General features: G+C 75.1%; 14 protein-coding genes and 2 pseudogenes. 6 read left to right on the plus strand and 10 right to left on the minus strand.

What is annotated here, in order from left to right:
- The coding region (locus ABTZ91_RS02715) for an SbcC/MukB-like Walker B domain-containing protein (RefSeq protein ID WP_352075296.1) at positions 1-716 on the plus strand (716 nt) is incomplete at its 5' end.
- Here ABTZ91_RS02715 and ABTZ91_RS02720 read toward each other — a convergent pair.
- From ABTZ91_RS02720 to ABTZ91_RS02730, 3 genes are all read right to left on the minus strand, one after another.
- Positions 706-1,155, minus strand: coding sequence for an Lrp/AsnC family transcriptional regulator (locus tag ABTZ91_RS02720; RefSeq protein ID WP_352075297.1), 450 nt, complete (start codon positions 1,153-1,155; stop codon positions 706-708). The genes ABTZ91_RS02715 and ABTZ91_RS02720 overlap by 11 nt on opposite strands.
- A gap of 161 nt (positions 1,156-1,316) precedes the next feature.
- Positions 1,317-3,047 carry a DUF885 domain-containing protein gene (locus tag ABTZ91_RS02725; RefSeq protein ID WP_352075298.1) on the minus strand — a complete coding sequence of 577 codons (1,731 nt, stop codon included), beginning with the start codon at positions 3,045-3,047 and terminating at the stop codon, positions 1,317-1,319.
- A 59-nt stretch (positions 3,048-3,106) separates the two neighbouring features.
- Complete coding sequence (locus tag ABTZ91_RS02730) at positions 3,107-3,604, minus strand: Lrp/AsnC family transcriptional regulator (RefSeq protein ID WP_352075299.1); 498 nt, start codon at positions 3,602-3,604, stop codon at positions 3,107-3,109.
- A gap of 60 nt (positions 3,605-3,664) precedes the next feature.
- On the opposite strand from ABTZ91_RS02730, the gene ABTZ91_RS02735 reads away from it, so the two are divergent.
- A complete protein-coding gene (locus ABTZ91_RS02735) occupies positions 3,665-4,855 on the plus strand; it encodes a PLP-dependent transferase (RefSeq protein WP_352075300.1) in 1,191 nt (396 codons plus the stop codon).
- Here ABTZ91_RS02735 and ABTZ91_RS02740 read toward each other — a convergent pair.
- The 5 genes from ABTZ91_RS02740 to ABTZ91_RS02760 form a co-directional block, all read right to left on the minus strand.
- Entirely contained in the window at positions 4,803-6,293 is a 1,491-nt protein-coding gene (locus tag ABTZ91_RS02740) for a GNAT family N-acetyltransferase (protein ID WP_352075675.1), read from the minus strand. The two genes, ABTZ91_RS02735 and ABTZ91_RS02740, sit on opposite strands and share 53 nt — an antisense overlap.
- Before the next feature lie 85 nt (positions 6,294-6,378).
- Positions 6,379-9,033 (minus strand): DUF6493 family protein, encoded by a 2,655-nt coding sequence (locus tag ABTZ91_RS02745; protein ID WP_352075301.1) that lies wholly within the window; start codon positions 9,031-9,033, stop codon positions 6,379-6,381.
- Complete coding sequence (locus ABTZ91_RS02750; protein ID WP_352075302.1) at positions 9,030-10,412, minus strand: SWIM zinc finger family protein; 1,383 nt, start codon at positions 10,410-10,412, stop codon at positions 9,030-9,032. The genes ABTZ91_RS02745 and ABTZ91_RS02750 overlap by 4 nt, the downstream gene beginning before the upstream one ends.
- A gap of 82 nt (positions 10,413-10,494) precedes the next feature.
- Entirely contained in the window at positions 10,495-12,135 is a 1,641-nt protein-coding gene (locus ABTZ91_RS02755) for an alkaline phosphatase D family protein (RefSeq protein WP_352075303.1), read from the minus strand.
- Positions 12,136-12,358: 223 nt separating this feature from the next.
- On the minus strand, positions 12,359-13,765 hold the full coding sequence (locus ABTZ91_RS02760) for a PLP-dependent aminotransferase family protein (RefSeq protein ID WP_352075304.1): 1,407 nt from the start codon (positions 13,763-13,765) through the stop codon (positions 12,359-12,361).
- 153 nt (positions 13,766-13,918) lie between these two features.
- On the opposite strand from ABTZ91_RS02760, the pseudogene ABTZ91_RS02765 reads away from it, so the two are divergent.
- A pseudogene (locus tag ABTZ91_RS02765) lies at positions 13,919-15,043 on the plus strand (DMT family transporter); the annotation flags it as partial.
- A gap of 36 nt (positions 15,044-15,079) precedes the next feature.
- On the opposite strand, the pseudogene ABTZ91_RS02770 reads toward ABTZ91_RS02765, so the two are convergent.
- Positions 15,080-15,826 (minus strand): annotated as a pseudogene (locus tag ABTZ91_RS02770) (alpha/beta fold hydrolase); the annotation flags it as partial.
- Positions 15,827-16,041: 215 nt separating this feature from the next.
- On the opposite strand from ABTZ91_RS02770, the gene sigJ reads away from it, so the two are divergent.
- Together sigJ and ABTZ91_RS02780 are read left to right on the plus strand one after the other, a co-directional pair.
- Positions 16,042-16,905, plus strand: a complete 864-nt coding sequence (sigJ, locus tag ABTZ91_RS02775) for an RNA polymerase sigma factor SigJ (protein ID WP_352075306.1) — start codon at positions 16,042-16,044, stop codon at positions 16,903-16,905.
- 257 nt (positions 16,906-17,162) lie between these two features.
- The gene (locus ABTZ91_RS02780; protein ID WP_352075307.1) at positions 17,163-17,903 is read left to right on the plus strand and encodes a GntR family transcriptional regulator; all 741 of its coding nucleotides are present in this window, start codon (positions 17,163-17,165) and stop codon (positions 17,901-17,903) included.
- 328 nt (positions 17,904-18,231) lie between these two features.
- On the opposite strand, the gene ABTZ91_RS02785 is transcribed toward ABTZ91_RS02780, so the two are convergent.
- Complete coding sequence (locus tag ABTZ91_RS02785) at positions 18,232-19,389, minus strand: ROK family transcriptional regulator (protein WP_352075308.1); 1,158 nt, start codon at positions 19,387-19,389, stop codon at positions 18,232-18,234.
- A 162-nt stretch (positions 19,390-19,551) separates the two neighbouring features.
- Here ABTZ91_RS02785 and ABTZ91_RS02790 point away from each other — a divergent pair, with 162 nt between their 5' ends.
- The gene (locus ABTZ91_RS02790; RefSeq protein ID WP_352075309.1) at positions 19,552-19,920 is read left to right on the plus strand and encodes a hypothetical protein; all 369 of its coding nucleotides are present in this window, start codon (positions 19,552-19,554) and stop codon (positions 19,918-19,920) included.
- Positions 19,921-19,938 lie beyond the last annotated feature (18 nt).

Raw genomic sequence — 19,938 nt, forward strand, 5'->3', positions numbered from 1 at the left:
CCGCCGAGGCCGCGCACACCGCCGCCGAGCGGGCCCTGCGCGAGGCGGACACCGCGCTCGCGACCGCACGCGAGCGGGCCGGGGCCCTGGACCGGCTCTCCCGGCAGATCGACGCGGAGGTCCGTCGGCTCGGCCCGCTCCGGGAGGAGTACGAGCGGGTGGCCCGGCTCGCCGGCCTCACCGCCGGCACCTCGGCGGAGAACGAGCGCAAGATGCGCCTGGAGTCGTACGTGCTCGCCGCCCGTCTCGAACAGGTCGCCGCCGCGGCCACCGCCCGCCTCCAGCGCATGTCCTCGGGGCGCTACACGCTCGTCCACTCCGACGCCCGCAGCGGCGGCCGGCGCGCCGGTCTCGGACTGCACGTGGTCGACGCCTGGACGGGCAACGAGCGGGACACCGCGACCCTGTCCGGCGGCGAGACCTTCTTCGCCTCCCTCGCGCTGGCCCTCGGTCTCGCCGACGTCGTCACCGACGAGGCCGGCGGGATCCGGCTCGACACCCTCTTCATCGACGAGGGCTTCGGCAGCCTCGACGACCAGACCCTCGACGAGGTCCTGGACGTCCTGGACTCGCTGCGCGAGCGCGACCGCAGCGTCGGCATCGTCAGCCACGTCGGCGACCTGCGCCGCCGTATCCCGGCCCAGCTGGAGGTCGTCAAGGCGCGGCACGGCTCGGCGGTGCGGCTGCGTACCGGAGGAGAGGCCCTCAGCGGCTGATCGGGCGCCGGGGGAGCGGCGAGGAGTAGACGACGCTGGTGGTGACCGGGCCGAGCGCGCCGACCTTCCCGGCGATCTGCTCCAGGTGCTTCATGGAGCGGGCGGCGACCTTCATGACGAAGCAGTCGTCACCGGTGACGTGGTGCGCCTCCAGGACCTCCGGAGTGGTCGCGACGAGGTCGTGGAAGGGTTTGTAGTTCCCATGCGGGTAACGCAACCGGACGAAGGCGAGGATCGGCAGCCCGAGCCGCTCCTGGTCGATCACGGCCGTGTAGCCGGCGATCACCCCGACCTCCTCCAGGCGGCGTACCCGCTCGGTGACGGCCGAGGCGGACATGGACACGGCACGGGCGAGCTCGGCGAAGCTGGCCCGGCCCTGCTCCTGGAGGGCCTCGATGATCCGCCAGTCCGTGGCGTCCGGGGTGTATCCGCTGGTCATGGGCGTGACCTTGCAGGGAAATCCCCGGGAGTTCAAGCGCCTCCCGGGGTTTCCCACAAGGTGGACCGGCCCATGAGCGGCGGGGGCGCGGCCCGTGACCGGCCGGAAAGCCGCCCATCACCCGCCCGGAAGCCGCCCACGACCGGCCCGGAGGCCGCCGCTCAGAGGCGGGAGATCTCGTCCACCAGGTCGTCGAGCCCCAGCGGCCCCTGCGACAGGGCCGCCATGTGCCACGCCTTGGCGTCGAAGGCATCCCCGTGCGCGGCCTGGGCGTTGGCCCGGCCGAGCAGCCACGCCCGCTCGCCCAGCTTGTAACCGATGGCCTGGGCCGGGACGGAGAGATAGCGGGTCATCTCGCTCTCCACGAAGGCCGGCGGGCGGCTGCTGTGCATCTGGAAGAACTCCTGCGCCAGCTCCGGAGTCCACCGCTCGCCGGGGTGGAACGGCGAGTCCGCCGGGATCTCGAGCCCCAGGTGCATGCCGATGTCGACGATCACCCGGCAGGCCCGCATCATCTGGCCGTCGAGATAGCCGAGCCGCCGCTCCGGGTCGCCGAGGAAACCCAGTTCGTCCATGAGCCGCTCCGCGTACAGCGCCCAGCCCTCGGTGTTGGCGCTGACCTTGCCGATCGTCGCCTGGTAGCGGGAGAGCCGGTCGGCCACGTGCACCCACTGCGCGATCTGCAGGTGATGCCCGGGCACGCCCTCGTGGTACCAGGTCGACACGAGGTCGTACACCGGGAACCGGGTCTGTCCGTCGACCGGGAGCCAGGTGCGGCCGGGGCGCGAGAAGTCCTCCGACGGGCCGGTGTAGTACGGGGCGGCGGCGCCGCCGGGCGGGGCGATCCGCGACTCGACCCTCCGTACCCGCTCGGCGAGTTCGAAGTGGGTGCCGTCCAGCGACGTGATGGCCTCGTCCATCAGCTGCTGGAGCCAGTCCCGTACCTCGTCCACGCCCTCGATGTGCGTGCCGTGCTCGTCGAGGTGGGCGAGCGCCTCCCACGGGCCGGCGCCCGGCAGGATCCGCTCGGCCTCGCGCCGCATCTCGGCGAGGAGCCGGTGGTATTCGGACCAGCCGTACGCGTAGGCTTGGTCGAGGTCCAGGTCGGTGCCGTTGAAGAAGCGCGACCAGCGGCGGTAGCGCTCGCGGCCCACCGTGTCGGGCGCGTCGGCCACCGCCGGGGCGTACACGTCGCGCATCCAGTCCCGCAGCTCCACCACGGCCCGGTCGGCGCCCGCGCCCGCCGCCGCCAGCTCCGTCCGCAGCTCCTCGGAGACCTCCGCCCCGTCGGCTTCCTCGGCACCGGCGGCGAACCCCTCGAACCAGCCGCGGACCCTGCCGTCCGGGCCCTCGCCGCCCGCGACCGCCCATTCGGTGAGCTGGCCGACGAAGGTGGCCGTCGCCCGGGGGCCGCCCCGCATGCCCCGCTCCAGGCCGAGCGCGAGCGAGGCCCGATAGCCCTCCAGGGCCGCCGGGACCGCGCGCAGCCGCTCGGCGACCGCCGTCCAGTCCGCCGCGGTCGCGGTGGGCAGCATGGTGAAGGAGATGCGCACGCTGTGCGCGGGGGAGCGGAGGTTGCTCACCACGCACAGGCCCTCGTCCGCCTCGTGCACGAGGAGCTGGGCGGTCAGCCGCTCCCGCAGCAGCCGGGCACAGCGCCGCTCCGCCTCGTCCTTGGCACCGGGCAGCCGCTCGGCCTCGTCGAGCCGGACGAGGGTGCGCCGGGCGAGGTCGGCCACGGCCTCCTGACCGGCGGGCGAGAAGTCGGGCAGCCGGCCCGCGCTCTCCCGGACTCCGAGGAACGTACCGGCGATCGGGTCGAGTTCGATGAGCGCGTCGACGTACGCGTCGGCGACCTGGCGGGGAAGTGCGGTGCTGGAAGACTCTGGCATGGGTCTCATCCTGGCCCGAGCACCGCGCCCGCGTCACCCTCGACGGATCTCCGTCGCTCTCAGTCGGCCGACACCTGAGTGCTCGGCGCGGGCGGCAGCAGGGGGCCGCACTCCCACTGCTGGAAGATCAGCCGGGTCTCCACGCGCGCCACCTCGCGCCGTGAGGTGAACTCGTCCAGGACCAGTCGCTGCAGGTCGGCCGGGTCCGCGACGGCCACGTGCACCAAGTAGTCGTCCGGTCCGGTGAGATGGAACAGCGCCCGGGACTCCGGCAGGTGGCGGACCCGCTCCACGAACGGCCCGATGAGTTCCCGCCGGTGCGGCCGGACCTGGACGAGCAGCAACGCTTCGAGCCCCCGGCCGAGTTTGGCCGGATTCAGCTGTAGCCGGTGTCCGAGGATCACGCCGGTGCGGCGCAGTCGGGCCACCCGGTCCAGACACGTGGACGGAGCCACCCCGACCTCGGCGGCGAGCTCGCGGTAGGTGGACCGGGCGTCGTTCTGCAGCAGGCGAAGAATGTGCAGATCGACCGCGTCCAGTACGACAGAATCGGCCATGCGCCGAACGTAACACGGCGGTTTCCCGCTACGGCCCGGTATTCGTTCACAGTGCGCCCCATGGACACCTCCATGGACGCCTCCGCCGCCCCCACCCGGGCGCTGGCCACCGAAGCCGTGCACGCCGGCCGTGACGATCTCGCCGAGCTGGGCCTGCACGCCCCGCCGCTCGACCTGTCCACCACCTACCCCTCGTACGACACCCGGGCGGAGGCCGCCCGGATCGACGAGTTCGCCGCGACCGGGGCCCGCCCGGACGGCCCGCCGGTCTACGCCCGTCTCGACAACCCCACCACCGGGCGCTTCGAGACGGCACTGGCCCGGCTGGAGGGCACCGACTCCGCGGTCGCCTTCGCCAGCGGCATGGCGGCCCTCAGCGCCGTCCTGCTCAGCCGGGCGAGCACGGGCCTGCGGCACGTGGTGGCCGTCCGGCCGCTGTACGGCTGCAGCGACCACCTGCTGAACGCCGGGCTGCTGGGCACCGAGGTGACCTGGACCGACCCGGCCGGTGTCGCGGACGCGATCCGTCCCGACACCGGTCTGGTCATGGTCGAGACGCCCGCCAACCCCACCCTCGCCGAGGTCGACATCCGGGCGCTCGCCCACGCCTGCGGCTCGGTGCCGCTGCTCGTCGACAACACCTTCGCCACCCCCGTGCTCCAGCGACCCGCCGAGCTCGGCGCCCGGATCGTGCTGCACAGCGCGACCAAGTACCTCGGCGGTCACGGCGACGTGATGGGCGGGGTCGTCGCCTGCGACGAGGAGTTCGCCCGCGGGCTTCGCCAGGTGCGGTTCGCGACCGGCGGGGTGCTGCACCCGCTCGCCGGCTATCTCCTGCTGCGCGGCCTGTCGACGCTCCCGGTGCGGGTGCGGGCGGCCTCGGCGACCGCGGCCGAACTGGTCCGGCGCCTCACCGTCGACCCGCGGATCGCGCGCGTGCACTACCCGCGGATCGGCGGGGCGATGGTCGCCTTCGAGGTGTACGGGGACCCGCACGACGTGATCGCCGGGGTACGGCTCATCACGCCGGCGGTCAGCCTCGGCAGCGTCGACACCCTCATCCAGCACCCGGCCTCGATCAGCCACCGCATCGTGGACGCCTCGGACCGCCGCTCCGGCGGGATCAGCGACCGGCTGCTGCGGATGTCGGTCGGCCTCGAGGACGTCGAGGACCTGTGGCGTGACCTGACCCAGGCGCTCAGTGCCGGGCCCGTCCAGGCGACGCGTCCGGAGCCGGCCGCGCGGGCGTAGCCCGGTGGGGCGCCGCCTCCGGTGTCGGGGCGGCGTCCCGCGCGGCGGCCGGGTCGGGACCCGCGGCCCCGGCCGTGGCCGCCCGGCCGGTGAGGCGGGCGGTGACGACCAGGGTGCCCTCCTCGATCTGGTAGTCCAGCGGCAGGTTCAGCGCCCGCATGGCGGCCACCATGCCGGTGTTGGACGACTGGGTCACCGCGTAGACGCTGTCGCAGCCGGCCTCCTCGGCCATCGCCACCAGCCGGCCGAGGAGCTCGGAGCCGATGCCGCGCCGCTGCCAGTCGTCCTCCACCAGGAGGGCGACCTCGGTCTCGTCGCCGTCCCACAGCAGATGGCCGAGGGCGACGACCCGCCCGGACGCGGTCTGCGCGGCGAGGGTGCGGCCGTAGCGGGGACTGAGGAGATGGTCGAGATAGCGGTCGGCGTCGCCGACGGGGCCGTGGTAGCGCAGCCCGAGGGTGCGGGCCGAGCAGCGGTCGTGCATGGCCCGCGCGGCGGCCAGGTCGCGCTGGTCGGCGCGCCGCACGGTGATCTCGTTGCCCTCGGGCAGGGTCAGCACGTCCCGGCCGCGCGGGACGCGCGGGCCGAGGCGGGCGTCGAGCTCGACCAGGGCGCGTGCCCGGGCGAACTCGGTCGGCGTGAACGGGAGATACGGTCGTTCCACGACGATCGTGCCGCCGCCCGGGTCGCGCAGCCGCATCACCGTGTCCTCCAGGACGCCCTCCACCGGCGCCTGTTCGCCGGTGGGCCGGCCGGTCAGGGAGACCGGCGGCACGGAGTGGATGGTGCACCGGCCGAGCAGCTGGCGCAGGGCGAGGGGCAGTTCGGCCGCGTCGAGCGCGGTACGGGTGGCGAGCCCGAGGACCCGGGTCGGGGTGTCGACGAGGTCGTGGGCGTCGGCCCGCTCGGTCCAGGTGTCGGTGCCGCCGGCCGCGGCGATCGCGCGGGTGAGCGCGCCGGTCTGCAGCCCGGCGGGGGCGCGGAGCAGGAACTCGTCGACCGTGCCCTCGGCGAGCGGATGGGTCTGCAGGGTCAGGATGTCGACGCCGTGGCGGGCGAGCACCGTGCACAGCGCGGCCAGACTGCCCGGGGTGTCGCGGACCGTGGTCCGCATCCGCCACAGGACCGTCCCGGCGGTGTCCCCCACGGGGGTGGGGTCCGCGCCGGGAACGACGGTCGGCGGCAGCGGGGTCTTCCCGCTGCCGCCGGGATCGTCGAGGGGCGGCGCATGACTGTGCCTCCGGGCCCACCAGGTGTGGAAGGCGGCGGTGGCCACCAGGGCGATCGCCGAGAACACCAGGAGGTAGGGGCCGTCCGGTCCCTTGGCGATGCTCTTGGCGATCGTGTCGGCCACCACCACGGCGGTGAAGAGGGCCGCGAGCTCGATCAGGTCGTGCCGCCAGTGGTGCGTGCGGCGGGCGTTCGGCGTGGGCGTCATGTCGGTCATGACCTCACTGTGACCCAGCGGTGTTGCGTGATCACGAACGCTTTGTGACTGATGGGTTAAGCGCTGATCTGGGAGGCTAGTGGCCGATTTCGACCACTTCTGATGATGCTCGATCGGTGTCGTGTCCGAGTGCGACCGACAGCCGCCGCGCCTGGACCACCACCTGCGAAGAACCCGCCCGTGCCGCCGTCTCGGCGAGCCCCGTGATCCGCCCGCTCCCGCCGCAGCGCTCCACACACTCCGCGGCCACCGCCCCCAGTTCCCCGGCCCCGCGCGGCGGCTGCCGGGCCGTCAGCAGCCGTGGCAGCAGCCCCGCGAGCACCGCCCACACCGTCGCGTACGCACCCGTCGCGGCAGCCGTACGCGCCGCGTCCGCCAGCCGGTTCGGCTTCACCGTCCCCTCCGTCACCAGCTCCGCGAGCCGCGCGGCGAGCAGCGCCGGATCCAGGTCACCCCGGGAGGCGAGCACCAGCAGCGCGTCCACGGCCGTCAGCCGGTCCTCCGCGTGCCGGCAGCCAAGCCCCACGGCGAGCGCCAGATGGACGGCAGGCCCGGCCGGTCCGTCCCCCTCGGCCAGCGCCGTGAGCCCCCAGGCCGCGTCCCGCTCGTCCCACTCCGCCCCGCCGGCCATCGACGGAAGCAGCCAGGCGGCCAGCGTCTCCCGGTCGTCCGGCAGCACCCCCGGCCACAGCGGCCGCAGCCCCGACCAGTGGTACCGGCCGCAGCCGCGCACCGTCTCCACCGGCGCGCCGCCCAGCCACTGGAAGGCCGGCGGGAACTCCTCCCGGATCGCCCGGCGCTCCCGGACCGCGATCACCAGCCGGTCCGCCAGCCACCACCTGCCCGACCGGCTGTCCCGCCCCCGCTCCAGGAACCGCAGCCCCGGCGCGAGCGACACGTCCGCCGTCAGCCAGTCCGCGAGCCGCGTCCCCGCCCGCGTGCCGAGCGCCGCCGCCTCCGCGGCCGCACGGGCGGCCGACGGCTCGGCCTTGCGCACCCGCAGCAGCGCCTGCGCGAGATCCACCGGCAGCGGCTTCACCCCGGCGTCCCGGTAGGCCCGCAGCCGCTCCACCAGCGCCATCGGATCGATCGCCCCCGTGTGACGGGTCGGCGCCGCCAGCAGGAAGGGCACCGGTGTGCCCGCGGCCAACTGCCGGGCCACCTCCCGCAGCCGGGCGTCGACCGCGCCGGTCAGTGCCTCATGGGCGCAGGACGCGTCCCGGCGGACGTCGACCCGCGTGACCCGGGCGGTGCCCACCAGGGCGGCGAGCACCAGCGTGAGGCCGGTGGGCGCGTACTCGCCCCCCTCCAGCCAGTACGCGCCCACGAACGCCTCCCGCACCGCCGCCGCCAGCGCCTCCCGGTCCCGGTGGGCATGCCGTACGACACCGTCCAGGGCCCGCTCGAACTCCTCCGGCGCGTCGAACGGACGCCGCTCCACCGCCACCAGCTCTTCCACCAGCTCGGCGACCGTCGCCGCCGCCGGCGCCACCGGGCGCACCTCCGGCACCGGCGGCAGCACCTCCTCGTACGGCCGGGCGCCGACGGCCACGGACGCACCGAACACCTCCGCCGCGGCCGCCCGGTGCACCGGACTCAACAGCTCGGCGGCGCCGGCCAGTTCCTCACGCACGCGTGCGTCGTGCACGTCGGACAGATGCCGGCCCACCAGCTTCAGGGCCCGCGCCTGGATCGCCGTGTCCTCGTGCCCGAAGGCGTCCGTGACCACCGGCAGCAGCTCCTCCGCCGCCCCCGGATCACGCCGCAGCACCTTCCCCAGCAGCGTCAGCTGCGCCCGCACGAGCTTCTTCTCCGTGCGGAACAGCACCGATCCGGACATCTCCGCCAGATCCCGCACCGCGAGACCGCCGTCCAGCGCCAGCTCGGCGAGCACCTCCCGCGCGTACGCGGCCACCGGCGAGGGCGCGTCGGCCACCATGCCGAGCCAGTCGGGAACCCGCCCGCGCCGCTCCTCGTCCGTCGTGCCCAGCGCCCGGAGCAGCGCCAGCGGGAAGCGCAGATCACGCGCCCGCCCGCCGCGCAGCAGCCGGGCCACACATCCGTCGACCAGCACCTTCCGGTCCAGGACCCGCTCCGCGGCGAGGGTGGCGAGCGCCGTCGGCCAGTCGTACGAGGTGTCGGCACCGGCGGCGCTCCACGTGAGGGCGTCCGGTGTCTCGGCCAGGTCGAGCAGCCGGGGCGCGAGGACCGGTGTCTGCCGGTCGCCGCGCAGGGTGTCGACGAGGGTCCGGCCGTGCACGGCCCGGACCCAGCCACGCAGATAGCCGTCGGTCGCCGGAGCGGGGCAGCCGGTCAGCAGCACGAGACCGTGCACCAGGCCGTACTCGTCCTCCGCCACGGCCGGCCGCTCGGCGAGCCGCCGGGCCACCTCCGTGAGCCACGCGTGGTCGCGGTCCGCGAGCACCCCCAGCAGCGGCCCGCTGTGGTCCTGCCAGTCCCGCAGATCGCGGCCGCCGATCCAGTCGGCGGCCGCCGCCGCGCCCGTGTGACAGCCGGCGCCCGCGAGCCGCAGCGCGCACCGCACCCTGCTCCGCTCCTCCCACCGCTTCCAGTCCCAGCCGCGGACCTCCTTGCGCAGCCGCTTCAGCTCCGGCAGCGCCGCCTTGCGCCCGGCCGCGTCCACCTGCCGGAGCAGGCCGGGCACGTCCCCGTACCGCCCCTGCCGGACCGCGTCGAGGAACTGCTCCACCCCCGCCTCGCCCCCCGTCATCGCGTGCCCCCCGCCACCGTCTCGACCCTCGCCCCGCGCCGGGCGATGCGCACCGCGAGCGCGTGCTTGCACGGGCCCCGCCGGCCCCGGTACTCCGCCCACCACGTACAGGTGCAGCTCAGCCGTCCGTCCGCCGACTCCCGCACCTGGTAGCGCCGTTCCCCCGACTCCACCGAGGCGAGCGTCCCGTCCAGGACCACCGCGCCCTCGGCGAGCAGCGTCCTCGCCGCGACCAGGCGCGGGTTGTGCCGCTCGGCGCGGTCCGCGTCATAGGGCAGCTCGCGATGGAAGTAGGCCGCCTCCGCCACGTCGTACCCCACCCGCCCGGCCGTGCCGAGCCGGGTCAGCGCCGCCCGCACCCGCGCCACGGAAAGGCCCGACTGCCCGGCCAGGTCGGCGAGGTCGATCCGCGGCTCCCAGGCCAGCAGCACCGACACCAGCTCCGCGTCCCGCGCCGCCTCCCGGGTGGCCAGCGCCTCGAGGACACCGCCCTCGCCGGAGAAGCCGCGCGCGGGGTCTGGTGACAGGGTCAGCGTGAGCCGCATCCCGGGCAGCGCCACCTCCCAGGCGCTCGGCGCCGGCCCGCCGTCCGGCACCGGCCCGTACACCCGCAGCGCCGAAGCGTGCCGCAGCACCCGCTCCAGGGCCGCCAGCCGCTCGGGCCCCGCGAGGCACACCGCGCCCGCCACCGGGCGCGTGGTCGGCCGCAGCGTCCGGCCGGAGGGCACCACCCACATCGGGCCCCGGCCCCGGGCCTGCGTGCGCGGCAGCGAGTGCAGGAACCGGACCGCCTCCGCCCCCGACAGCTCCGCGCGCAGGTCGAATCCGGCGGACGAGACCTGCGCCTCGGCGAAGCCGCGCAGCCAGCGGTCGGGCAGCGGCACCTTCTTCTCCACGACCGGGCCCTCCAGCGTCGTCACCGCCAGCTCCTCGGGGCCGACCCGCAGATGCAGCGGATCCTCACCCGTCAGCCGGGACAGCGCCTCCCGCAGCGGGTTGTTGACGTCCACGTTGGTCGTCCCGTGCCCCGTGCGGGCGCCGTCGAGCCCGGCGCTGAGCACGTCCAGACGCGCGTACACCCCGCCGCAGCCCGAGAAGGACTCAAAGCGCAGCCGGTCGCCGTTCCCGGTCACCACCGGGTCCAGCGAACCGGGCCGTATCCGCTGGTGATAGCGGGCCGCCGCCACGTCGGCGACGGCCAGCAGACCCCGCGCGGCGATCCGCGGCGAGGTGAGGAAGCCGGAGAAGAACCGGGGACGGGGCTCGGCGCCGAGCGGCGTGAGACCCCCGGACGTCTCCAGACCGAGCAGCCGCCCGGAGCCCGAAGGCTCCAGTGCGGACGGGCGTGCGTAGGCGAGCGCCTGTACGGATCGCGTCATGGAAACGACGGTAGGACCCGGCACTGACAATCGGCCGGGACCGCCGCCCACCAGGGTCTTTGCTCAGGAGCCGCCGCCGGGGCTACTGCCCGACGCGGCCCGGCTGGAGGACCTTGCTGAACAGCACCGTGCCGCCCTCGGCCCGCAGCCGGACCGTCAGTTCCCCGCTGTCGCCGTCGATGTCGACCTCGCCGAAGTACTGCGGGCTCTCCATCGGCGACAGATTGGCCCGCTCCGGCGCCCGCACGAAGACCCGCTCCGGGCCGAAGGTGCCGTCCAGCCGGCTGGCCGGGAAGCCGCCCGCCGCCAGCGGCCCCGACACGAACTCCCAGAAGGGCGCGAAGTCCTGGAAGGCGGCGCGCTCCGGCGCGTAGTGCTGCGCCGAGGTGTGGTGCACGTCGGCGGTGAGCCACAGGGTGCCGGTGATCCGCCGGTGCTTGACGAACCGCAGCAGTTCGGCGATCTGCAGCTCGCGGCCGAGCGGTGCCCCCGGATCGCCCTGCGCGACCGCCTCGAAGTCCGCCGACCCGTCCGGCACCACGAGCCCCAGCGGCATGTCCGCGGCGAGCACCTTCCACACGGCGCGCGACCGGGACAGCTCCCGCTTCAGCCACTCCAGCTGCTCGGCGCCCAGGATGCCGGTGCGGTCCTCGGCCTGCCGGCCCGGCGAGTTGGCGTTCCGGTACGAGCGCATGTCGAGCACGAACACGTCGAGCAGCGGCCCGTAGCGCACCACCCGGTGCATCCGGCCCTCGGCGCGGGTGCCGTCACCGCGCGCGTGCAGCGTGGACACCGGGAAGTACTCGGCGAAGGCGCGCGAGGCGCGGGCCGCCAGGACGTCCACGTCCTTCTCCGTGTAGCGCGGGTCGTCGAGGATCTGGCCCGGATACCAGTTGTTGCGGACCTCGTGGTCGTCCCACTGCACGATCGACGGCACCTGGGCGTTGAAGGCGCGCACGTTGTGGTCGAGCAGGTTGTAGCGGAAGTTGCCGCGGTACTCGTCCAGCGTCTCGGCGACCTTGGACTTCTCCGGCGTGGTGACGTTCCGCCAGATCCGGCCGTCCGGCAGCGTCACGCTGGGCTGGACGACGCCGTCCGCGTAGACGGTGTCGCCGCTGCACAGGAAGAAGTCCGGGTCGAGCCGGCGCATCTCCTCGTACGCGCGGAAGCCGCCGATGTCCGGGTTGATGCCCCAGCCCTGCCCGGCGATGTCGCCGGACCACAGGAACCGCACACCGTCCCGGCGCCGGGCGGGGGCCGTGCGGAAGGTGCCGGTGACCGGCTCGCCGGTGCGGCGCGGGTCGTCCGGATCGGCCAGCGTGACCCGGTAGTGGATCTGCTCGCCGGGCGGCAGCCCGCGCAGCGCCGTAGTGCCGGTGAAGTCCGAACCGGGGCCCAGGAGCGGCCCTTGGTGGCGGCGGACGCGGCGGAACGTTTCGCTCGACGAGGTCTCCACGACCATCCGGGCCGGCCGGTCCGAGCGGACCCACACCAGACCCGAGTGCGCGGTGACATCGCCGGTCTGCACGCCCCAGGCGGCCGACGGCCGCCCCGAGAGCGTGAACGCCGGGCTTCCGGACGCTGGAATTCCGGTCGCCGGGCTGCCGAACGCCGGGCTCGCGAACGCGCCCCCGCCGGCCGTCAGGGCGGCGGCGGACGCGGCGAGCGAGCCGCGCAGAACGGTACGGCGGGCGGGCGACGGACCGGAAGGGGACGAGGACATGGAGGCGCCTCCAAGGCGTGGGCGGGGCGGGACCGACCCATGCCTAGCGCCCGGGAGCGGCGGGGAACCGAACCCCGCGTGAACAACGGCCCTGCCCTCCGGCACCGAAGGCACGGCGACGGACGGCATGCGGCCCCGCACCCTCCCGCGACGCTCCCTACGGCTACGGCCATGGCCACGACCACGGCTGCGGCCACGACTCCGGCTCCGGCTCCGGCTTCCGTTACGTCAACGCCTCCGCCCCCGCGACCAGTCGCACCCCCAGGGCGATGTCCGCCGGCGACAGGTGCGCGTAGCCGATGACCAGCCGGACCGCGCCGTCGTCGGGGCGGGCCGTGCCGTAGTCCTCCAGCGGGTGCAGCGCCACGCCCGCGGCCCTGGCGCGCTCCAGGAAACGGCCGGTGGGGCCGTAATCGACCGGTACGCGCGCGATGACGTGGAGTCCGGCGGCGATGCCGCTCACCTCCGTGCCGGGGAAGTGCCGCTCCAGGGCCGCCACCAGGGCGTCCCGGCGCTCCCGGTAGGCGCGTTGGCAGCGGCGCAGCTGCCGGTCGTAGCCGCCGCTCGTCACGAAGCGGGCGAGCACCGCCTGGTCGAGGGCCGGATTGCCGAGGTCCATGGTCCGCTTGCGCTCGACGACCTCGCCGAGCAGGGCCTCGGGCACCAGCAGCCAGCCGAGCCGCAGCCCCGGCGCGAGGGACTTGCTGACCGAGCCGGCGTAGGCGACCCGTTCGGGGTCGAGCCCCTGCAGGGCGCCGACGGGCGCCCGGTCGTAGCGGAAGTCGCCGTCGTAGTCGTCCTCCAGCACGAAGCCGTCCACGGACCGCGCCCAGTCGAGCAGTTCGGCCCGGCGCCGTGCCGCGTAGGCGATGCCCGACGGGAACTGGTGCGAGGGCGTGACCACCACCGCCCGCACGCCGGACGCCGCCAGCGGCCCCGGGGCGAGGCCGTCCTCGTCGACGGGCAGCCACACCGTGTCCAGGCCGGTCGCGGCGAACAGCCTGCCGTGCTCCGGGCTGCCCGGATCCTCGACGCCCACCGCTCCGAGACCGCGCGAGCGCAGCGCGAACCCGAGCAGGGTCGCCGCCTGCGCCACCCCCGAGCACACCACCAGGCGTTCGGGATCGGCCACCACCCCGCGGCGGCGCGCCAGCAGCGCGGCGAGCGCCGCCCGCAGCTCCGGAAGACCACGGGGATCGGGGTAGCCGAGCCGCCGGTGCGGAAGCTCCGCGAGGACGGCCCGCTGGGCGGCGCCCCAGGCGGACCGAGGAAAGAGGGACAGGTCGGGCGTCCCCGGGCGGAAGTCCACCCGCACGCCGGGGGCGCGCGGCGCCAGATCACGTACGCCCGGCGCCGCCGCGGCGCGCGTCGCCTCGCCGACCCAGGTGCCCGAGCCCCGGTCGCTGCGCAGATACCCCTCGGCCGTGAGCTGCTCGTACGCCTCGGTCACCAGGCCGCGCGAGACGCCGAGGTCGGCGGCGAGTTCACGGCTCGACGGCAGCCGCGTGCCGGCCGTGAGCCGCCCCGTCCGCACCGCCTCCCGCAGTGCCTCCTGGAGCGACCGGCCCCGCTGTCGCGCCGGAGCCGCCGCCGCGGGAAGCAGCAGCTCCCAGGCCGGATGACCGCGCATCGCCCTTTGTCTCCCTCCGTCGTGCCGTCGGGGCGAGCCTAGAAGACCGGGCCACGGCCCGCCGCGGCCCTCCCCGTCACCCCCAAGTGGTCCCCGATGCCGCCCCGCAAGTGGACCTCAAAGGAAGGCCGTCCGGTTCCTAGCGTCGAGGGCATGAACGCGAACTCCCTGCGCGGCGCACTCCTCGTGACCGTCGCCTACGCCCTCGTCGGCGCCTCCTTCACCGCCAACAGCCTGCTCGGCGACTACCCGTACGCGGGCGGGCAGGCCCTGCGCTACGGCGCCGCCTGCCTGCTCCTGCTGCCCCTGATCGGCCGGGCCGGGCTCCGCCCGCTGCGCGACCTGACCGCCCGGCACTGGCTGCGGCTCGCCGTGCTCGCGGCCGTCGGCATGGTCGGCTTCAACCTCGCCGTCCTGGCCGCCGAGCGCACCGCGGAGCCCGCCGTCCCCGGCGTCCTGGTCGGCTGCGCCCCCGTCGTGGTCGCCGTCCTGGTGCCGCTGACGGAGGGCCGCAGGCCGACCCGGCCGGTGCTGTACGGGGCGGTGCTGGTCGCGGCCGGTGCCTTCACCGTGCAGGGCTGGGGCCGCACCGACGGGGCCGGGCTCGGCTGGTCGGTGGCGGCGCTCGCCGGCGAGGTCGGCTTCACCCTGCTCGCGGTGCCGGTGCTGCGGCCGCTCGGCCCGAAGCTGCTGACGGCGGTCGTGTGCGGGATCGCGGCCGTCGAGTCGGCGGTGGTGGGGCTCCTGGTCGACGGGACCGCCGTGCTGCGGACGCCGACCGCGGTGGAGACCGGCGCCCTGGTGTGGCAGGCGGCCCTCGCCACCGTCGTCGGATTCGTCCTCTTCTACATGGGCGTCCAGCGGATCGGCATGGAGCGGGCCACCCTGTTCACCGGCGCCATCCCGGTGGCCGCCGCGCTGACCGCCGTCATGGTCGCGCACGGGTCCTTCGGCCTGCCGCAGGCCGTCGGAAGCCTGCTGGTGGGCGCCGGGGCGGCCCTGGGCACCGGCCTGTTCGGCCCGAGGGCCGCCCGCGGCTCAGCCGGAGCCGGAGGCGCTGCGGATGCTGTTGGTGCTGTTGGTGCTGTTGGTGCTGTTGGTGCTGTTGGTGCTGTCGGGCCTGCCGGTGCCGCCGGTGCCGCTCCTACCGTCGGCGCTGCCGGTGCCGCCCCCGCCGGCGGCGCTGCTGGAGTCACTCCTGCCGTCGGCGCTGCCGATGCCACCCCCGCTGTCGGCGCTGCCGTCCAGGATCACCCGGGCCACGAGAGCGGGGTCGTCGTTCATGGGGACATGGCCGCAGCCGGGCAGGCGGACCAGACGGGCGCCCGGCAGCGCGTGCTTGGCGCGCACGCCCTGACGGCGCAGCAGCAGCCGGTCCCGGGTGCCCCAGGCGACGGTCACCGGCACGGCGGCGACGTCGTCGGTGAACAGCACGGTCCGGCCGGCGGCGAGCGTCTGGTGGAAGCCGGTCGCGCCGCGCAGGGCCAGCGTCTCGGCGACCGCCGCCTGGGGTGAACGGCGCCCGGGGCGGGCGTAGATGGTGCTGGTCAGCGCGGTGCGGCCGACCGCGCTGCGGGACAGCCGCTCGATCAGCGGGACGGGCATCGCGAGCGCGGCGCCCCGCATCGCGCGCAGTGTCGTGAACGCGTACCGCCGTTCGGCCTCCGACCAGAACCCGGCGGGGGAGAGCGCCGTGACCGAGCGCACCAGCTTCTCGCGGCCGAGGCGCAGGGCGAGCAAGCCGCCGAGCGAGTTGCCCGCCACGTGCGGCCGTTCGAGGCCGAGTGCCGTACAGAAGGCGCCCAGGACCGGGACCACCGTGTCCAGGTCGTAGGCCAGCGGCTCGGGCAGCGCCGGGGAGGCGCCGAAGCCGGGCAGGTCGACGGCGACCACGTCCCGCTCGGTGGCGAGGACGTCGAGCACGGGCTCCCAGGCCTGCCAGTGGTGGCCTATCCCGTGGAGCAGCAGCAGCGGTTCGCCCGCGCCCCGCCGCTCGTACGTCATGGTGACCGTGCGGGGCCCGGCCGGGGACTCCACGGCGAACGAGATCTGTGCGGACATGGCTGCTCCTGTCGTCTTGAGACACCCTGTCAGCAAGAATTACCGGTGGGTAGAGTCGAGTTCAAGACGTGCGTGCGCAACTGGACACGGACCGCCGTGTCGGATGGGATGGGGGAGTGCCGCCCGAGACGCCGACCGCCGCTCCGACCGACCCGACCGCCGTTCCTGCCGGTCCGGCCTCCGATCCGACCGTCGTTCCGGCTGATCCGACCGCCGTGTTCGAAGAACACCGCTCGCTGCTGACCGGGGTCGCCTACCGCATGCTCGGACGCGTCGCCGACGCCGAGGACGTCGTTCAGGAGGCCTGGCTTCGCTGGTCCGCCGACGACCGCGGCACCGTCCGGGAGCCCCGCGCCTTCCTCGTACGGATCACCACCCGGCTCGCCATCGACCGGCTCCGCCAGCTCCGGTCCCGCCGCGAGTCGTACGTGGGCCCCTGGCTGCCCGAGCCGATCGTCACCGACTTCGGGCCCTCCGTGCCCGACACCGCCGAACGCGTCCTGCTCTCCGACTCCGTCTCCCTCGCCCTCCTCGTCGTCCTCGAATCCCTCTCGCCCCTCGAACGCGCCGTGTTCGTGCTGCGGGAGGCCTTCGGCTTCCCCTTCGCCGAGATCGCCGCCACCCTCGACCGCAGCGAGGCCGCCGTCCGGCAGCTCGCCGGCCGGGCCCGCAAGCACGTCGACGAGGGCCGCCCCCGCTACGACGTCGACCCCGCCCAACGCCGCGACCTCACCGAGCGGTTCCTCGCCGCCGCCACGAGCGGCGACCTGGAGGGACTGCTCGCCCTGCTCGCGCCCGACGTCCGGCTCGTCGGCGACAGCGGCGGCAAGTCCAAGGCCCCGCTCCGGATCATGGAGGACGCCGAGAAGATCGCCCGCTTCCTGCTCGCCGTCTCCGAAGGGACCGAGGACCTCTACGACGACCTGCGCCTCCAGGAGGTCAACGGCGGCCCGGCGCTGGTCGCCCGCGCCGGCGGCAGGGTCGACTCCGTCCTCCAGGTCGACGTCCGCGACGGACGGATCGCCTGCGTGTACATCGTGCGCAACCCCGACAAGCTCCGGACCCTCGCGCGGGACTGACCCGCCCACCGCGAAGGCCCCGCCCGCCGCCCCGCTCCCCGCCCGGGAGCGGGGCTTCGCGCTGCCCGGGGCACACGGCTCCGCGAACGTCGTGTGAACGATCTAGGTCAGAGGGTCACATTCGGGGCCGCCGGCCGCAGGATTGGTCTTGACCAAGGGTGTGCCGCGCCTTATCGTCGCAGAGTTAGTGCAGGAACCTTTAATAAACAAGGGCGCGGAAAACGCCGCGGGACACGGCGAATGTGCGGAGGATCAGGGTGGGGACCACGCAGCTGGAAACAGTGCCGGAGCCGAAGTACTGGCACCTCAAGACCGTGATCGGCGAAGCCCTCGACTCGGACTTCGCGGTCGGGGAGATCCTGCCCAACGAGCGTGAGCTGGCCGCCCGGTTCGGCGTCGCCCGCGCCACCCTGCGGCAGGCCCTGGAGCAGCTGGAGCTCGAAGGCCGCCTGCAGCGCCGCCGCGGCGTCGGCACCACCGTCGCCCCGCCGCGCGTCGGCGTCGACGTCTCCACCACCCAGCACAGCTGGCCCGGCGTGGGCGAGGACACCTGGCAGTCCGTCGACTCCGCCGACGACACCGCCCCCGCCGCCGTCGCCCGCCTGCTCGACATCGAGCCCACCGCGCGCGTGCACATCGTGCGCCGGCTGCGCGTCACCGAAGGACAGCCCGTCGCGGCCGAACTGCTCTACGTGCCGGCCGGATCCGTCCCCGGCCTCGTCGAGGCCGACGCCCCCGGCGGACCGGCCCGCGCCCGCGCCGTCCTGCGCGAACTGCGGCAGCTCACCCTCGACGGCCAGGACCGCTCCGTCGAACTCGGCTCCGCCCGCGCCGACGACGCCAGGGAGCTCGACCGTCTGCCCGGCGCCCCGGTCCTCGTCGTCACCACCCGCTACCTCTCCGAGGGCCGCACCGCCGCCGTCTCGGTGGCCACCTACCGCGCCGACACCTGCCGGCTCACCTTCGGCGACTCCGGCGACCTGGCGATGGCGTCCTGACCCGGACACCCGGCACGACGACACCCTCAAAGGCCCCGGGCGCAGTCCCGGGGCCTTTCGCGTGCCCGGGGCCTTCCGGGTGCCCGCGTCTTCCGCGTGCCTGCGCCTTCGTCCGGTGCCTGCGCCTTCGTTTGGCGCGGCGGCGTCGCCGCTGCCTGGCGCCCGCCGCCCGCGTCTTCGCCTGGCGCCCCCGCCTTCGCCCCACCCCTGCGCCTGCGCCTGAGGGCCGCCCCGCCCCCCGCCTTCGCCCCGCCCCCGCGTCTTCGTCCGGCGCCCGCGCCTTCGCCCGAGAGCCGCCCCGCCCCCGCGCCTTCGCCCGAGGGCCGTCTCAGCGACGGGCCGTCACCGTGCCCTCCACCGCGAAGAGCTGCTCCTCCACATGGTCGAGTGCGAGCCGCAGCGCCCCCGTACCCACCGCCGCCTCGCCCAGCATCGACAGCGCCACCCGCGGCGGCCGCAGGCAGAAGCGGGCCAGCTCGTCACGCAGCGGCTGCAGCACCCCGTCGAGGCCCGCCGCCCAGCCGCCGATCACGACCAGCTCGGGATCGAGCGCGAGGACCAGCGCCGCCACGTCGTGCACCAGCCGCTGGATGAACCGGTCCACGGCCGCCCGAGCCTGTTCGTCGCCGCCCCGGGCCAGCGCGAAGACCTCCGCCACCGCCTGCTCGTCCAGCGGGTGCAGCGGCTCGTCCGTCGTCGACAGCAGATGCTCCGGGGTGACCCCGCGGCCCAGCAGGTGCAGTGCGCCGATCTCGCCGGCCGCCCCTCCGTACCCCCGGTGCAGCCGCCCGCCGATCAGCGAACCGGCCCCCGGGCTCAGGCCGGCGAGCACGAACACGATGTCGTCGGAGTCGGTCGCCGCGCCCTTCCAGTGCTCCGCGACCGCCGCCGCGTTGGCGTCGTTCTCCACGATCACCGGGCAGCGGAAGGAGCGGCGCAGCCGCTCACCCAGCGCCAGACCCGTCCAGCCCGGCAGCGCCGTCCCCAGACGGACCGTCCCGTCCGCCTCCACGATCCCCGGCGTGCCGACCCCGACCGCCCGCAGATTCGCCCGGGGCACCCCGGTCCTGCGCAGCACGTCGGCCACCACGGCCCGTACCCGGTCCAGACGCTCGTCCTCCGGGGCGGTCTCCGAGACCTCACGCGAACCGGCGCCGATGATCCGCCCGTCCAGGCCCGAGATCAGCGCCGCGACCCGGTGCGGACCGATCTCGATCCCCAGCAGATGCCCCGCCTCCGCGCGGAAGCGGAACCTCCGGGCCGGCCGGCCCTGCCGCCGGGTCTCGCCCTCCTCGGGCGCCGCCTCGACGACCAGACCGCCCTCGATGAGGCCCTCGGTCACCCCCTCGACCGTCGGCCGGGACAGGCCGGTGATCCGGGTCAGATCCGTGAGCGTGAGCGCGTCGGAGCTCCGCAGCGCATGGAGTACCACCGCGGAGTTGATCCGCCGCAGCAGCGACGGATCCCCGCCGGTCAGCCGCCCCACCGTGTGCCTCCCAGCTCGTGCGCCTCTTTGGCCGGATGTTACTCAATGGACCCGGGGGCGGCGAGCGCCCCCCGGCGCCCGCGACCAGCCCCTCGCGGCCGGGAGGCCCGGCGGGCACCTGACGGGGCACCAACTGTCAGTGGGGCCCGCTTTACTGGACCCATGACCCTGGCACGGCACGTCGCCGCCCTCGACCTGCTGCGCGGACGCCCCGTCCGCGACGGCGGACACCATCTGGCCGAGTTAGCCGCCGCCGACGCCTCCGAGGAGCAGACGGAGGCGGAGCGGACGGCCCTCGCCGAGCTGCTCGCGGCCCGCTGGGGGCCGCCGGACCGCCTCGGCCTCGGCACGCTGCTGCTGCGCGCCGAGCGGGGGGAGCGCATACCCGCGCCCTGGGACCTGTTGAGCGAGACGGTGCCCGACGTCGAGCTGTGGCGGGCGGACGGGCGGTGGATAGCGCTCGGAGTCGTACGGGCCGCGGAGGACACGCACCGGATACTCGTCTGCGTCACCGCCGTCGACCCGCCCTGAGGACCATGTCCCCTGAGC

The organism is Streptomyces sp. NPDC126499, assembly GCF_040302485.1.
GTDB lineage: Bacteria > Actinomycetota > Actinomycetes > Streptomycetales > Streptomycetaceae > Streptomyces.

Coding starts and splice junctions, on each gene's coding strand:
- ABTZ91_RS02720 (WP_352075297.1), bottom strand. CDS start 1,155: ATGACCAGCGGATACACCCCGGACGCCACGGACTGGCGGATCATCGAG.
- ABTZ91_RS02725 (WP_352075298.1), bottom strand. CDS start 3,047: ATGCCAGAGTCTTCCAGCACCGCACTTCCCCGCCAGGTCGCCGACGCG.
- ABTZ91_RS02730 (WP_352075299.1), bottom strand. CDS start 3,604: ATGGCCGATTCTGTCGTACTGGACGCGGTCGATCTGCACATTCTTCGC.
- ABTZ91_RS02735 (WP_352075300.1), top strand. CDS start 3,665: ATGGACACCTCCATGGACGCCTCCGCCGCCCCCACCCGGGCGCTGGCC.
- ABTZ91_RS02740 (WP_352075675.1), bottom strand. CDS start 6,293: ATGACGCCCACGCCGAACGCCCGCCGCACGCACCACTGGCGGCACGAC.
- ABTZ91_RS02745 (WP_352075301.1), bottom strand. CDS start 9,033: ATGACGGGGGGCGAGGCGGGGGTGGAGCAGTTCCTCGACGCGGTCCGG.
- ABTZ91_RS02750 (WP_352075302.1), bottom strand. CDS start 10,412: ATGACGCGATCCGTACAGGCGCTCGCCTACGCACGCCCGTCCGCACTG.
- ABTZ91_RS02755 (WP_352075303.1), bottom strand. CDS start 12,135: ATGTCCTCGTCCCCTTCCGGTCCGTCGCCCGCCCGCCGTACCGTTCTG.
- ABTZ91_RS02760 (WP_352075304.1), bottom strand. CDS start 13,765: ATGCGCGGTCATCCGGCCTGGGAGCTGCTGCTTCCCGCGGCGGCGGCT.
- ABTZ91_RS02790 (WP_352075309.1), top strand. CDS start 19,552: ATGACCCTGGCACGGCACGTCGCCGCCCTCGACCTGCTGCGCGGACGC.